We start from the raw sequence: 12855 nt of genomic DNA on the forward strand, positions 1-12855 counted from the left end.
TAGGGATGTGAAAATATGAACGACCTGACCAAATTCACCAACCAGCTCGCGAAGCCCGAAACCTTCGACCAGATCCAGATTGGCATTGCCTCGCCCGAGCGCATCCGTTCCTGGTCCTTCGGTGAAATCAAGAAGCCGGAAACGATCAATTACCGCACGTTCAAGCCAGAGCGTGATGGCCTGTTCTGCGCCCGCATCTTCGGTCCTGTGAAGGATTACGAATGTCTGTGCGGCAAGTACAAGCGCATGAAATACAAGGGCGTCGTCTGCGAAAAGTGCGGCGTTGAAGTCACGGTGACAAAAGTGCGCCGTGAGCGCATGGGCCATATCGAACTGGCCGCGCCGGTCGCGCACATCTGGTTCCTGAAGTCGCTGCCGAGCCGCATCGGCCTGCTGCTCGACATGCAGCTCAAGCAGCTTGAGCGCGTGCTCTATTTCGAGAGCTATATCGTGATCGAGCCGGGCCTGACCCCGCTTGAGAAGTACCAGCTCCTGACCGAAGACGAACTGCTCGACGCGCAGGACGAATATGGCGAAGACGCCTTCTCGGCCGGCATTGGCGCCGAAGCCGTGAAGCAGATGCTGATCGACCTCGACCTCGAACAGGAACGTGCCGATCTGCTCAAGGAGCTTGAGGAAACCAAATCGGCGCTCAAGCCGAAGAAGATCATCAAGCGCCTCAAGGTCGTGGAAAGCTTCATCGATTCGGGCAACCGCCCGGAATGGATGATCCTCGAAGTGATCCCGGTCATTCCGCCTGAACTGCGCCCGCTGGTGCCGCTGGATGGCGGGCGTTTCGCGACGTCCGATCTCAACGATCTCTACCGCCGTGTGATCAACCGTAACAACCGTCTGAAGCGCCTGATGGAACTGCGCGCGCCGGACATCATCGTCCGCAACGAAAAGCGCATGTTGCAGGAAGCTGTCGACGCGCTGTTCGACAACGGCCGCCGTGGCCGTGTGATCACCGGCGCGAACAAGCGTCCGCTGAAGTCGCTGTCCGACATGCTCAAGGGCAAGCAGGGCCGCTTCCGCCAGAACCTTCTGGGTAAGCGCGTCGACTATTCGGGCCGTTCGGTGATCGTGACCGGTCCGGAACTCAAGCTGCACCAGTGCGGTCTGCCGAAGAAGATGGCGCTCGAACTGTTCAAGCCGTTCATTTACGCCCGTCTCGATGCCAAGGGTCTGTCGATGACTCTGAAGCAGGCGAAGAAGTGGGTCGAAAAGGAACGCAAGGAAGTCTGGGACATCCTTGACGAGGTGATCCGCGAACATCCGGTTCTGCTCAACCGCGCACCCACGCTGCACCGTCTGGGCATCCAGGCGTTCGAACCCGTGCTGATCGAAGGCAAGGCGATCCAGCTGCACCCGCTCGTCTGTTCGGCTTTCAACGCCGACTTCGACGGTGACCAGATGGCCGTCCACGTGCCGCTTTCGCTGGAAGCCCAGCTGGAAGCCCGCGTGCTGATGATGTCGACCAACAACATCCTCTCGCCCGCAAACGGCAAGCCGATCATCGTTCCTTCGCAGGACATGGTGCTGGGTCTCTATTACCTCTCGATGGATCGCGATGGCGAACCGGGTGAAGGCATGATCCTGGCCGATATGGCCGAAGTGCATCAGGCGCTGCACGTGGGTGCGGTGACGCTGCACTCGAAAATCGTCAGCCGCGTGCCGCAGACCGGTGAAGATGGCGTGGAACGGATGGTTCGCTATGAAACCACCCCGGGCCGCATGCTCATCGGCGAATGTCTGCCCAAGAGCCACAAGGTGCCGTTCGACGTCGTGAACCGTCTGCTGACGAAGAAGGACGTGGGCGACGTGATCGACGAAGTCTATCGTCATACCGGCCAGAAGGACACGGTGCTGTTCGCCGACGCCATCATGGCGCTGGGCTTCCGCAACGCGTTCAAGGCCGGCATCTCCTTCGGCAAGGATGACATGATCATCCCTGACAGCAAGGAAGAGCTGGTCGACCAGACCAAGGCGCTGGTGGCCGATTACGAGCAGCAGTATCAGGACGGTCTGATCACGCAGCAGGAAAAGTACAACAAGGTCATCGACGCATGGAGCCGTTGCGGTGATCAGGTTGCCGCGGCCATGATGGACGAGATCAAGGCGACGCCGAAAGACCCGGAAACGGGCCGTCTGGCGCCGATCAACTCGATCTACATGATGAGCCACTCCGGTGCCCGTGGTAGCCCGGCACAGATGAAGCAGCTTGCCGGTATGCGCGGCCTTATGGCCAAGCCGTCGGGTGAAATCATCGAGACGCCGATCATCTCGAACTTCAAGGAAGGTTTGACCGTTCTTGAATACTTCAACTCCACCCACGGCGCTCGCAAGGGTCTGGCGGACACCGCGCTCAAGACGGCAAACTCGGGTTACCTGACCCGCCGTCTGGTCGACGTGTCGCAGGACTGTGTGATTGTTGAAACCGACTGTAAGACGCAGAACGCGCTGGAAATGCGCGCGATCGTTCAGGGTGGTTCGACGATCGCCTCGCTGGCCGAACGTATTCTCGGTCGCACGACCGCAGAAGACCTCGTCAATGCGAAGACGGGCGAAGTGATCGTTGTCGCAGGGACGCTGCTCGACGAACCGATGGTCAAGGCGATCGAAGAAGCCGAAGTGCAGTCCGCCAAGATTCGCAGCCCGCTGGTCTGCGATGCCGAACAGGGCGTTTGCGCGACCTGTTATGGTCGCGATCTGGCACGCGGTACGCCGGTGAACATCGGTGAAGCCGTTGGCGTTATCGCGGCGCAGTCGATCGGTGAACCGGGCACGCAGCTGACAATGCGTACCTTCCACATCGGTGGTGCGGCGCAGGTCAACGAAACCTCGCATCTCGAAGCGATCTCGGACGGCAAGATCGAATACCGCGATATGCCGACCATTACCGACAAGCGCGGCCGCCAGCTGTCGCTTGCCCGTAACGGCGAAATGGCTGTGATCGACGCCGAAGGGCGCGAACGTGAAATCCACAAGGTGCCTTATGGTACCGTGCTCATGTTCAAGGAAGGCGACAAGGTTACGGCGGGCGACCGTCTGGCCGAGTGGGACCCGTTCTCGCTGCCGATCATCACCGAACAGTCGGGTGTGGTGAAGTTCCAGGATCTCGCCGAAGGCAAGACCATGGAAGAACGCATCGACGAAGCGACGGGTATCGCCCAGCGCGTTGTCACCGAGTACCGTTCCGCCGGTCGCGCCAAGAAGGAAGACCTGCGTCCGCGTCTGACCCTGCTCAACGAAAAGTCGGATGAAACCGAAGCCGCGCGCTATATGCTGGCTCCGGGTACGTCGCTTTCGGTCGAGGATGGCCAGGAAGTCTCGGCGGGTGATATTCTTGCCCGTGCTTCGCGCGAAGCGGCCAAGACTCGTGACATCACCGGCGGTCTGCCGCGCGTTGCCGAACTGTTCGAAGCCCGCAAGCCGAAGGACAATGCGATCATTGCCAAGGTTTCCGGCCGCGTCGAATTCGTTCGCGACTACAAGGCAAAGCGCAAGATCGCGATCATTCCGGAGGAAGGGGAACCGGTAGAATACCTGATCCCCAAGTCGAAGGTGATCGACGTTCAGGAAGGCGACTACGTGAAGCGCGGCGACCAGCTGGTTGCCGGTTCGCCCGATCCGCACGATATTCTGGAAGTGCTTGGGGTGGAGGCGCTGGCCGAATACCTCGTCGCGGAAATCCAGGAAGTTTATCGTTTGCAGGGTGTGAAGATCAACGACAAGCACATCGAGGTGATCGTTCGCCAGATGCTGCAGAAGGTTGAAATCACCGATGGTGGGGACACCACGCTCTTGCCGGCTGAACAGGTCGATCTTGAGGAAATGAACGAGATCAACGCCAAGCTGGCCAAGGGTCAGGCGCCGGCACAGGGTAACCCCGTGCTGCTCGGCATCACCAAGGCAAGCTTGCAGACGCGTTCGTTCATCTCGGCCGCTTCGTTCCAGGAAACCACCCGCGTGCTCACGCAGGCGGCGGTTGAAGGGAAGAAGGACTCGCTGATCGGTCTGAAGGAAAACGTCATCGTTGGCCGTCTCATCCCCGCCGGTACCGGCGCGGCGATGAACCGGGTCCGCGTGGCTGCGTCGGGCCGCGATGCCGCCTTGCGTGCGCAGTATCGCAAGCTGCAGGAATCGCTGATCGCTCCGGAAACGGCGGCGGAAGAGCATGCGGCAGAACTGGCGCAAGGCCCGGAAGCCGCGATGGGCGACGATCCGCTGGGCAAGGTCATCGGGGAAGATTTCACCACCGATGATATCGAGGCCGCAGACGGTCAGGAATAAATCGGCCCACAAGGTTGATTTGCGAAACCCCGCCGGGAGGATGCTTCCGGCGGGGTTTTCGTATGCCTGTGCCCGCCCTGATGGGATCGAACGCGGGGCTGGGGCGTTTCTCGCAGATTGTGCGAAAGGGTGATGTGATGAATGGCAAGATGGCGGGAATGGCAGCGGCCGTGCTGGTGAGCATGGCGACGGCGGCATGCGTCGCGGATGGTGAGGCGGGGCGTGAACCGGCCACGAAGCCAGCCGCCAAAACAGTGGTGATAACGGGTTCAGCCCTATACCGGGAACGGATTATGCCGCCGCCCGATGCGACGATCCAGTTTCAGCTGAACGATATTGCGCGCGCCGATGCGCCTTCGATCCTGATTGCGGAACAGAGCTACGCGCTGGATGGCAAGGGACCGCCTTACGCGTTCCGGCTCACTACGCCGGGCGACACGCTTTCACCCCGTATGCGCTACAGCGTGCAGGCGACGATCAGGGATGGGGCCGGGACCATGTTGTGGACCAGCGATACCGTAAATCTGATCGATCCGACCTTGCCTGAACAGGCATTGCCGCCGATCAATCTGGTCAAAGTCGGCTGATCGTCAGGCCGTTTGTCGAGAGGACGGGACAGGGTTGCAGGCCGTCCGACGTGACGCACGGCGGAACACGATGGAGCGGATCAGGATGGGCTTGAATATGCGCGACCTTTTCGTTCTTACGATCGTTTGTCTTGCTGGCGGACCTGCACTGGCCGATGCCGGGCAGACGCCGGTTTCGCGAGAACGACTGGTCATGCAGCAACCGAAAATGGTGCGCGATTTTGTGGCACGGCGCCTGCAATGCAACCATTGGGGCGGGGAAGAACCCTACGATGCGGCCCGTCGGCGCGAAATCAGCCGCGCGGTCAAGGCGTTGCGTTGCAACAGCCTCGACCGGGACGAAGCCCGCCTTTTGCGGCGCTATCGGGATAACGCGGAACTGCCAGCCTTGCTGGTTGCGGTGCGGGAGGCGTGGGAACTGTAAACGCCGCCTCCCCCTGAAACCGGCGGACGGATCAGATGAACCCGGCAGTCTTCAGCAGCAGCCAGATACCCATGGCTAGGAACAGCAAGGCGGTAACGATACGAACCGTGTTGAGCGGGATGCGCTTGATCAGTTCATTGCCCAGCAGCACCGCAGGGACATTGGCGATCATCATGCCCAGTGTCGATCCGGTCATGACCGCAAGAACGCTATGGAATTGTGCGCCCAGCGCGACTGTGGCGATCTGCGTCTTGTCGCCCATTTCGATGAAGAAGAAGGCGATCAGCGTGGTGGCAAATGCCCCAAACCGCGATGGTTTGGCTTCGTCATCGTCGAATTTGTCTGGGATCAGGGTCCAGGCGGCCATGGCGATAAACGAGATCGCCACCAAGTAGCGGAACCATTGCCCGTCGATCAGGGATGCGGCTTGCGCGCCAACCAGAGCAGCAAGGAAGTGGTTCGCGATCGTGGCGAAAAAGATGCCGAGAATGATCGGCACAGGGCGTTTGAAGCGGGTGGCGAGCACGATGGCCAGCAACTGCGTCTTGTCGCCAATCTCGGCCAGGGCAACGATGGCGGTCGAAGTGAGCAGGGCTTCCATGAAAGGTCTCCGGGCCGGGCGAGCAACAGAACAACGACATTGCGCCTCCCGCCCGGCCGGGCAGAGGGGCAATGTCATTGGTCTCGCCTGAACGGTGTCCCGTTCCCTGCCGCCATAGCCTCTCGGCCAAGTATGTTGACGTGCAGGCCCGCCGGTTGCGGCTGGCTACTCCCCAGATGACAGGCGGCGGATATGGCACTTCGGGCCGTTAGACAAGCGTTTTGATGCGGGGGTGTGTCATGGCCCGATTTCCCCTTTCCCCGTGCGGCGGTGCCCCCTAAACCGGCTGCATGACCGACAAACTTTCGATCGTGCTTGCCCAGGTGAATCAGTCCGTGGGCGATATTGCCGGAAATGCGGCAGACATGCTGTCCGTGCGCGCCAATGCGGGGAAGGTGGACCTTGTCGCTTTCCCGGAAATGCAGCTTATCGGCTATCCTGCAGAAGATCTCATTCTCAAACCGTCGCTGGTGGAACGCGCGCAGGCGGAACTGGAATCGCTGGCCCAGGCCACCAATGATGGCGGCCCGGGCATGCTGGTGGGCAGTGTGTTCGTGCGTGATGGCCAGTTGCACAATGGCGTTGCCATGCTGGACGGCGGGCGGATCACGGCGGTTCGTTTCAAGCACGAATTGCCCAATTACGGCACGTTCGATGAAAAGCGCCTGTTCACCCCGGGCCCTTTGCCCGAACCGGTGTTGTTCCGTGGCGCGATGCTGGGCCTGCCGATCTGCGAGGATATCTGGCATCCCGATGTCTGCCGCCATCTGGCCGATTTCGGCGCCGGGATGTTCGTCTGCGTCAATGGCAGCCCCTATGAAATCGAAAAGGACGTGCTGCGCATAGAAGGCGTGGCCAAGCGTCGTGCGGCGGATACCGGCCTGCCACTGGCCTATCTCAACCGCATCGGCGGGCAGGACGAACTGGTGTTCGATGGCGCCAGTTTCGTGGTCAATGGCGATGGGCGCATCGCCGTGCAGATGACGGACTGGGAAGAACAGATCACACGCACCAACTGGACGCGCACCGCACGCGGGTGGAACTGCGATCGCGGCGAAATCGCGACGCTGGCCGACCATCCCGAGGATATCTACTGCGCCATGGTTCTGTCCTTGCGCGATTATGTGAACAAGAACGGTTTCCCGGGCGTGGTGCTGGGCATGTCGGGCGGGATCGACAGCGCGGCCTGTGCGGCGATTGCGGTCGATGCGCTGGGCCCGGACCGGGTGTGGTGCGTCATGCTGCCCAGCCGCTATACCAGCCAGGCCAGCCTCGACGACGCGGAACAGTGTGCCCGCGCGCTGGGATGCCGTTATTCGACCATTCCGATTCAGCCTGCCGTCAGCGGCTTCGATGCGATGCTGGCAGACGATTTTGCCGATACCAAGGTCGATCTGACCGAGGAAAACATCCAGTCGCGCATTCGCGGGGTTACCCTGATGGCGCTGTCGAACAAGTTCGGCCCGATGCTGGTCACCACCGGCAACAAGAGCGAGATGAGCGTCGGCTACGCCACGATCTATGGCGATATGGCGGGCGGATATAACCCGCTGAAAGACGCCTACAAGATGACCGTGTTTGCCGTTTCCGAATGGCGCAACCGCAAGAATCCGAAGATCGGGCTGGGGCCTGAAGGGGAAGTGATCCCGGAGAATATCCTGATCAAGCCGCCCAGCGCCGAACTGCGCCCCGATCAGAAGGACGAGGATTCGCTGCCGCCCTATCCGGTGCTCGACAAGATTCTGCTGGGTCTGGTCGAACATGAGGAAGGGGTGGAGCAACTTGTTGCGGACGGGTTCGATCGCGAAACGGTCGTGCGCATCGAACGGCTGCTCAACCTTGCCGAATACAAACGGCGTCAGGCCGCGCCCGGAGTCAAGCTGGGGGCGCGCAATTTCGGGCGTGACCGGCGCTATCCGATCACCCACAAATTCCGTTCGGCCTGAGCGGGCAGGGGGGCTTTGCCGATCAAAGCAGGGCGCGCGCTAGGGGCGGTGCATGCCGTTTCCGCGCGCATCTTTGCCTGAACGGCATTGACTGCCTGCCAACTTTCACTAGCGCAAGCGCACCATGACCGTGATCACGCGCTTCGCCCCTTCGCCTACTGGCCGGCTGCATGTCGGCAATATTCGCACTGCGCTGCACAACTGGATGCTGGCGCACAAGGCGGGTGGCCGCTTTCTGCTGCGGATCGACGATACCGATGCTGAACGCAGCCGGGAAGAATACGTCGACGCGATCCGCGCCGATCTGGCCTGGCTGGGGCTGGAAGCGGACGCGGAAGAGCGGCAATCGCAACGCTTTGCGCATTACGAGGCAGCATTTGCCCGTCTGGTCGAAGCCGGACGCATCTATCGCTGCTATGAAACCGCGCAGGAACTGGAACTGCGCCGCAAGGTGCTGCTGGGGCGTGGCCTGCCGCCGATTTATGATCGCGCGGCTCTGCAACTGACCGAGGCCGATCACGCGGCGAAGGCTGCTGAAGGGATCGCCCCGCACTGGCGTTTCAAGCTGGATCATGGCGATCCGATCACGTGGGACGACGGTATTCGCGGAGCCCAGCATTTCGATCCCGCGCAATTGTCCGATCCGGTTATCCGCCGGGCCGATGGCAGCTGGCTCTACATGCTGCCCAGCGCGATCGATGATGTCGAAATGGGTGTGACCGACGTTTTGCGCGGGGAAGACCATGTGTCGAACACCGCCGTGCAATTGCAGATGTTTACCGCACTCGGCGCACAGCCGCCGCGGTTCGCGCACGAGGCGCTGCTGGTCGGCAGCGAGGGCAAGCTGTCCAAGCGACTGGGCGCATTGGGGGCGGATTCCTTCCGTGAACGGGGGATCGAGCCGGAAACGCTGGTGGCGCTGCTAGCCCGTCTGGGCACGTCGCAACCAGTAGAGCCGATTGTCGATCGCGCGGCGCTGGTGGCCGGTTTCGACCTGTCGACGTTCGGCCGTGCGCCCGCGCGGTTTGACGATACGGAACTGGACCGGCTGAACGCCGCGATTGTCCATCATCTGCCCTTCGCCCGCGTGCAGGGCCAGTTGCCCGAAGGCATGGACGAAGCTGGCTGGGACGCCGTTCGCCCCAATCTGGCGCATCTGGGTGAAGCGGCGGATTGGTGGCGGATTGTCACCGGGCCTGTGGCGCAACCTGCGTTCGACGCGGAAACGCGGGCGTTTCTGGCGCAGGCTGTCGATGTGTTGGACGGTGGTTTGGCATGGGGCGACGATCCCTGGCATGCCCTGACCAATGCCCTGAAGGAAGCGACCGGCCGCAAAGGCAAGGCGCTGTTCCTACCCCTGCGGCAGGCGCTGACGGGGATGGACCACGGGCCGGACATGGGCGCGCTGCTGCCGCTGATCGGCGAAGTGCAGGCCCGTACGCGGCTGGAACAGGCGGCGGCGGGGTAAAGCCCCCCAACGTCTGCTCGCAACGGGGCACTGCGTTGCAGTGTCGTGCGGCGGCCTCAGCGCCCTTAGCGTTTGAGTTCAGTGCCGAGCAGGGTGACAATGTGCAGCAGGTTGGTGGAGCCGGGGGTGCCGAACGGCACGCCTGCCAGCATCACCAGCTTCGATCCGGCGTCGCCAAAGCCGTGGCGCAGGGCCATGCGCTTGCCCTTGGCGATCATCTCTTCAAAGCTGCCGATATCGCGCGTTGTCACTGCGTGCGCGCCCCACAGCAGCGCCATGCGCCGCGCGGTCGCGGTTGACGGGGTCAGCACCAGCATCGGCACGCCCGGGCGTTCGCGCGCAACCCGCCGCGCGGTCGAGCCGGAGCAGGTAAACACCACGATCGCCGTGATGGTGGGCATGTTTGCCGCAATGGTCATGCTGGCGTGGCTGAGCGCGTCGGCCGTGGTCGGATCGGGCAGCGTTTCCAGGAAGTGGATGCGCGCCTTGTAACCGGGATCGCGTTCCACCTGGCTGGCGATGCGGTGCATGATCGTGACCGCTTCTTCTGGCCATGCCCCGGCGGCGGTTTCGGCCGACAGCATCACCGCATCCGCGCCATCATAGACGGCATTGGCGACATCGGACACTTCGGCCCGGGTGGGTGCCGGGCTTTCGATCATGGATTCGAGCATCTGCGTCGCCACGATCACCGGCTTGCCCAGCGTGCGCGCCGCGTTGACGATCTGCTTTTGCAGCGGCGGCACTTCTTCGGGGTTGAGTTCCACGCCCAGATCGCCGCGCGCCACCATGACGCTGTCGGCCAGTTCGAGAATTTCGCCCAGCCGTTCCACAGCCTGCGGCTTTTCGATCTTGGCGCAGAGCGAACCATGCCCGCCCATCAGACGGCGGGCTTCGGCCAGGTCGTCCGCGCGCTGGACGAAGGAAAGCGCGATGACATCGGCGCCATGCGCCACGGCAAAGGCCAGATCCCGGCGATCCTTGTCGGTCAGGGCGGGGATCGGCACTTCGGCATCGGGCACGTTCACGCCTTTGCGGTCGGAGATCACCCCGCCGACTTCGACCGAACAAAGGATGGCGGTGTCGCTTGCGCGGATCACGCGCAGGCGGATCTTGCCGTCGTTGATCAGCAGGCGTTGCCCCTTGTCCAGCAGGCCGAACAGTTCGGGGTGCGGCAGGCATACGCGGGTTTCGTCGCCCGGTTCGGGATCGCGGTCGAGCGTGAAATGGCTGCCGTGCCGGATCACTGCCTGCCCGTCGCGGAACGCGCCGACGCGCAACTTGGGGCCCTGAAGATCGCACAGGATGGCGATCGGGCGGTGGTATTCCTTTTCGATCGCGCGGATCGCGGCGATCGTTTCGGCATGGGTGGCGTGGTCGCCATGGCTCATATTCACGCGGAAGGCGTCTGCCCCGGCGAGCAGGAGCTTGCGCAACATTTCGGGATCGCGGCTGGCCGGACCCACTGTTGCGAGTATCTTGACCTTTCGGCCGCGCGGTTCGAATCTTGCCATGGGCTGCGCTATGGCACAGCTTTGCGGCAAGACAAGGACAGAGAGTTTTTCCTACGATGACCAGCCAGAACGATCCGCTCGACCAGTTGCCCGATGCCGTTGCGGCCGAGGCATTCCGCCATCTCGTGCGGCATTTGCGCAAACGGCACGATGCCCAGAACATCGACCTGATGGGGCTGGCCGGGTTCTGCCGCAATTGCCTGGCCGACTGGATCAACGATGCCGGGGCCGGGCTGGACAAGCCAGCGGCGCGGGCGCTGATTCACGGCATGGCGGTCGATGCATGGAAAGACCGCTATCAAAGCGAGGCTACCCCCGAACAACTGGCACGCATGGAAGAAAGCCTCCAAAAGAACGCGACGATGGAATAAGCGCGCGCTCTGGCTTCACCCGCTGCCCTGGCATCGCTATCAGCGCCTCCACGTGATTCTCAATTTTCTGACCGGAGCATTTCCCGATGGCTGAAACCACCGACGACCGCCTGCGCCTGCTGATCGAACGCGTCGAACGCCTTGAAGAGGAAAAGAAGGGCATTTCCGACGATATTCGTGACGTTTACGCAGAAGCCAAGGCCGTGGGCTATGACGCGAAGATCATGCGCCAGATCGTGCGTCTGCGCAAAATGACCCCGGATGACCGCCGCGAGATGGAAATGGTCCTCGATACCTACAAGGCCGCTTTGGGGCTGGGCTGAGCCGGGTTATCCTAAATCCCAAGTCATCCTGAATCGATACCGGGACTCTGATTGCTCCGGGTCGATCCAGATCGCGAGAGAGGAGCGCCAAAACCATGATCGTGACCACCACAGCGGTTGTCGAAGGGAAGCCCGTTCAGGAATACCTCGGCATTGTGACCGGCGAAGTGATTGTCGGGGCGAACATTTTTCGCGATCTCTTCGCGTCGATCACCGATATCGTCGGGGGGCGCTCGGGCAAGTATGAGAACGTGCTGGCCCGCGCCCGCGAGGAAGCGCTGGCCGAAATGAAGAGCCGCGCGACCGAACTGGGCGGCAATGCGGTGGTCGGGGTGGACCTCGATTACGAAGTGTTGGGCCAGAATGGCTCGATGCTGATGGTCAGCGCCAGCGGGACGGCTGTCCGCCTGTGAGCGCGCGCGGCCGCACCCGGTGGTTCGCCCCGGCGGGCCTGCTGTGCGAAACCGGCTGGAAACGTGGGGTCTGGTATGATCCGGGCTGGTGGCAAATATTGCCCTCAGCCCTGCGTCCGGTGTAAGGGCGCGCATCATTTTTCCATTTTCCAGAGATGAAGACGAGCCATGGCAGGCCATTCCAAATTCAAAAACATCATGCATCGCAAGGGTGCACAGGACAAGAAGCGTTCGGCCCAGTTCTCCAAGCTCAGCCGTGAAATCACGGTTGCGGCCAAGATGGGCACGCCCGATCCGGACATGAACCCGCGTCTCCGCCTGGCAGTGAACAACGCCAAGGCGCAGTCCATGCCCAAGGACAATATCCAGCGCGCGATCGACAAGGCGTCCAAGGGCGATGCGGAAAACTATGAAGAAATCCGCTACGAAGGCTACGGCCCGGGCGGGGTCGCGCTGATTGTCGAGGCACTGACCGACAACCGCAACCGCACCGCCACCAATGTGCGCACGGCCTTCGCCAAGAATGGCGGAAACCTGGGCGCTTCGGGGGCGGTCAGCCACGGGTTCGAACGCAAGGGCCTGATCGAATACCCGGCCGGTGCCGGTGACGAGGAAAAGGTGCTGGATGCGGCGATCGAAGCCGGTGCCGACGATGTCGAAAGCACCGAGGATGGCCACAGCATCTGGACCGACATGGAAGCGCTGCACGAAGTGGCGGGCGCGCTTGAGGGCGTGCTGGGCGAAGCCGAAAGCGTCAAGTTGGCGTGGAAGCCGAACCTGACCGTGGAAGTTGCCGAAGGCGATGCGCAGACCCTGTTCAAGCTGATCGACGTGCTGGACGACGATGACGACGTGCAGACCGTCTGGGGCAACTACGACGTGCCTGACGAGATCATGGCCAAGCTTGGCTGATCG

General features: G+C 62.0%; 11 protein-coding genes and 1 riboswitch. Of the genes, 9 read left to right on the forward strand and 2 right to left on the reverse strand.

Annotated features, from left to right (window positions below; all coding sequences use genetic code 11):
- Positions 1-15 precede the first annotated feature (15 nt).
- The 3 genes from rpoC to EGO55_RS15835 all read left to right on the forward strand — a co-directional run bounded on the left by rpoC (position 16) and on the right by EGO55_RS15835 (position 5304).
- Entirely contained in the window at positions 16-4293 is a 4278-nt protein-coding gene (rpoC, locus tag EGO55_RS15825) for a DNA-directed RNA polymerase subunit beta' (protein WP_021688404.1), read from the forward strand.
- Positions 4294-4355: 62 nt separating this feature from the next.
- A complete protein-coding gene (locus EGO55_RS15830) occupies positions 4356-4880 on the forward strand; it encodes a YbaY family lipoprotein (protein WP_021688403.1) in 525 nt (174 codons plus the stop codon).
- 97 nt (positions 4881-4977) lie between these two features.
- Positions 4978-5304: a hypothetical protein gene (locus tag EGO55_RS15835; protein WP_021688402.1), complete on the forward strand. Its 327-nt coding sequence runs from the start codon at positions 4978-4980 to the stop codon at positions 5302-5304.
- A gap of 31 nt (positions 5305-5335) precedes the next feature.
- On the opposite strand, the gene EGO55_RS15840 is transcribed toward EGO55_RS15835, so the two are convergent.
- A complete protein-coding gene (locus EGO55_RS15840; RefSeq protein WP_021688401.1) occupies positions 5336-5905 on the reverse strand; it encodes a TMEM165/GDT1 family protein in 570 nt (189 codons plus the stop codon).
- An 11-nt stretch (positions 5906-5916) separates the two neighbouring features.
- A riboswitch (yybP-ykoY riboswitch) is annotated at positions 5917-6092 on the reverse strand.
- Positions 6093-6195: 103 nt separating this feature from the next.
- On the opposite strand from EGO55_RS15840, the gene EGO55_RS15845 reads away from it, so the two are divergent.
- Together EGO55_RS15845 and gltX are read left to right on the forward strand one after the other, a co-directional pair.
- Positions 6196-7851, forward strand: a complete 1656-nt coding sequence (locus EGO55_RS15845; RefSeq protein ID WP_021688400.1) for an NAD+ synthase — start codon at positions 6196-6198, stop codon at positions 7849-7851.
- Positions 7852-7975: 124 nt separating this feature from the next.
- The gene (gltX, locus tag EGO55_RS15850) at positions 7976-9319 is read left to right on the forward strand and encodes a glutamate--tRNA ligase (RefSeq protein WP_021688399.1); all 1344 of its coding nucleotides are present in this window, start codon (positions 7976-7978) and stop codon (positions 9317-9319) included.
- A 65-nt stretch (positions 9320-9384) separates the two neighbouring features.
- On the opposite strand, the gene pyk is transcribed toward gltX, so the two are convergent.
- Positions 9385-10833: a pyruvate kinase gene (gene pyk, locus EGO55_RS15855; RefSeq protein ID WP_040714598.1), complete on the reverse strand. Its 1449-nt coding sequence runs from the start codon at positions 10831-10833 to the stop codon at positions 9385-9387.
- A gap of 56 nt (positions 10834-10889) precedes the next feature.
- Here pyk and EGO55_RS15860 point away from each other — a divergent pair, with 56 nt between their 5' ends.
- The 4 genes from EGO55_RS15860 to EGO55_RS15875 all read left to right on the forward strand — a co-directional run bounded on the left by EGO55_RS15860 (position 10890) and on the right by EGO55_RS15875 (position 12852).
- Entirely contained in the window at positions 10890-11204 is a 315-nt protein-coding gene (locus tag EGO55_RS15860) for a DUF1244 domain-containing protein (protein ID WP_021688397.1), read from the forward strand.
- Positions 11205-11290: 86 nt separating this feature from the next.
- Entirely contained in the window at positions 11291-11527 is a 237-nt protein-coding gene (locus EGO55_RS15865) for a DUF2312 domain-containing protein (protein ID WP_021688396.1), read from the forward strand.
- 95 nt (positions 11528-11622) lie between these two features.
- Positions 11623-11940 (forward strand): heavy metal-binding domain-containing protein, encoded by a 318-nt coding sequence (locus tag EGO55_RS15870; RefSeq protein ID WP_021688395.1) that lies wholly within the window; start codon positions 11623-11625, stop codon positions 11938-11940.
- 168 nt (positions 11941-12108) lie between these two features.
- Positions 12109-12852, forward strand: a complete 744-nt coding sequence (locus tag EGO55_RS15875; protein ID WP_021688394.1) for a YebC/PmpR family DNA-binding transcriptional regulator — start codon at positions 12109-12111, stop codon at positions 12850-12852.
- Positions 12853-12855: the final 3 nt, after the last annotated feature.

Origin of the sequence: Caenibius tardaugens NBRC 16725 (assembly GCF_003860345.1) — a bacterium.
In the GTDB taxonomy this organism is placed as follows: domain Bacteria; phylum Pseudomonadota; class Alphaproteobacteria; order Sphingomonadales; family Sphingomonadaceae; genus Caenibius; species Caenibius tardaugens.